This window comes from Polynucleobacter sp. 35-46-11 (assembly GCF_002281105.1).
Genome location: NZ_NCFJ01000416.1, coordinates 1 through 2254 on the forward strand (window position 1 = coordinate 1; position 2254 = coordinate 2254).

General features: G+C 44.0%; 2 protein-coding genes. One reads left to right on the forward strand and one right to left on the reverse strand.

Going from position 1 to position 2254, the window contains the following annotated elements:
* A partial coding sequence (locus tag B7Y67_RS15750) for an FHIPEP family type III secretion protein (protein WP_293599448.1) occupies positions 1 to 1403 on the reverse strand: 1403 nt, incomplete at its 3' end.
* 304 nt (positions 1404 to 1707) lie between these two features.
* On the opposite strand from B7Y67_RS15750, the gene B7Y67_RS15755 reads away from it, so the two are divergent.
* The coding region (locus B7Y67_RS15755) for a tetratricopeptide repeat protein (protein ID WP_293599449.1) at positions 1708 to 2254 on the forward strand (547 nt) is incomplete at its 3' end.

Below are 2254 nucleotides of genomic sequence, written 5' to 3' on the forward strand. Positions count from 1 at the left end.
GCTTCATCGCGCATGGTGCGCTCAATCCAAACGGCAGGCATACCAAAGGTTGGATCTTTTACTTCGATGCCCGGAATTTTATCGGTACCACTTTGTTGAATCGCTAATAGGCGATCTGGCAAGCACTGTCCTCGTCCAATCTCAGCGCCGTAAAGCAAAATACGATAGGTCTCAGCACTCAGTTGCAAGTTGTCTCTAATGTGTACAGACGGAATTAAAAACCCTACTTGAGTAACAAATTTGCGGCGAATGGCTTTAATGCGTTTAATGAGATCACTCTCATCACCTTTGTCTACCAATGGAATGAGGCGATAAGCTAATTCAAGGCAGAGTGGCTCAACGATTGGAACGTCTTTCCACTCTAGTTCCTCGTTAACAACGGGCTGAGCCAAGGCTACTTTGGCCGCTGCAGCCTCTCTCTTAATGCGTTGGTGGGTTAAGTAAGCAAGACCACCAAAGAGAGCAGCAAAGCCTAAGAAGATGACATGGGGCATGCCAGGCAGGATGCCCAAGATGCCGAGTACTCCAGCCACAACGCCCAGCGCATTACTGTTCGCTTCAAACTGCTTGGAGACCTGACCGGAAAAATCATCCTCGGTGGCAACGCGGGTTACCAAGATACCGGCCGCAGTAGAAATCACGAGCGCTGGAATCTGTGCAACTAAGCCATCACCAATTGTCAGTGATGCAAAAGTGGAAAGCGCCTTGCCAAAGTCCATGCCATGTTGCAGGACGCCAATCATCACACCACCGATGAGATTGATCACCAAAATCATGATGCCAGCCATCGCATCACCGCGCACAAACTTTGACGCACCGTCCATGGAACCAAAGAAGTCTGCTTCTTGCGCTACATCAGCTCGTCGTGATTTTGCTTCTTCTTGTTGAATAAGACCAGCATTCAGATCAGCATCAATCGCCATCTGTTTACCAGGCATGGAGTCCAAAGCAAAGCGAGCAGAGACTTCCGCTACGCGGCCGGAACCTTTGGTGATAACTACAAAGTTAATGATCGTGATCACAATAAAGATCACGATACCCACGGCAAAGTTACCGCCAATCAGGAAAACACCAAAGGCCTCAATCACCTTACCGGCAGCATCCGTTCCTTTGTAACCGTCCATCAACACAATGCGAGTCGAAGCGACGTTAAGGGATAAACGTAGCAGGGTGGTTAAAAGTAGAACTGTCGGGAAGGCAACGAAATCTTTAAAACTCTTGATATTGATCGCTGTAAATAGAACGATGATGGACAGCGCAATATTGAAGGTAAAGAGCACATCGAGAATGATGGCTGGTAAAGGCACCAGCATCATGATCAGTACTAAAAGTACCAAAATCGGGATGGCGCCTTGTGCCGATGGGCTCGGCAACTTTGAGGTGTCAAAACCCAAGATTTTCATGCGATAGGTCTATTGCCTGATAAATGATTAAAAATTGCCAAATAACTGCACTAAATCAGTAGGCGCTAACCTATATATAGTGTTTAGCACCCCAATAGACCCTAAATATACTGTATTTCAGGGGAAAAAACATCAAAAATGGCAATAATTGCCGCCCTATTGAGGAAAATCTTGCCCATTTAAACTTAAACGATGATTTCGTGCCACGGGTGCTCTTTATTGGAGTGAATATGAGAGTTTTTGGAGGTAGTTTTCACAAGACTCTGGGTTAATATCAATTCCATTCTCAGCTAAAAACCATCTAATGAATAAGCGTAAACAAAAGCAAAAAACTAGCTCGAAAATAGTTCACGCAGGGCACGGGAATGGGGTACAAGATCTATTGATTAAGGGATTTGGCCTTCATCAAAATGGAGACCTCATCTCTGCAGGTGAGATTTATGCCCAAATCCTCAAAATTCAGCCCTTACATTTTGATGCACTGCATTTGTCAGGTTTGATAGCTGCAAAAAGTGAGCAATTTGATATTGCTGAAAGTCTGATTACAAAAGCTATTTCTGTTAATCCAAATAACGCCCCTGCATATTGCAACATAGGAAATGTTTTTCTTAATCAGGCTAAATATGATTTAGCAATTCAAAACTATACCAAGGCAGTAGCGTTAAAGCCAAATTATGAGGAGGCTTTCTATTCTCGAGGATTGGCATATCAAAGGCTTGGTAATTTAAATGCTTCCCAACAAGATTATCAAGCAGCGCTGCTGATAAATCCTAAGCATATTGGGACTCTTACAAATCTGGGTAATACCTATCAATTGCAAAAGAAATATGATGAAGCAATTACTTGGTACC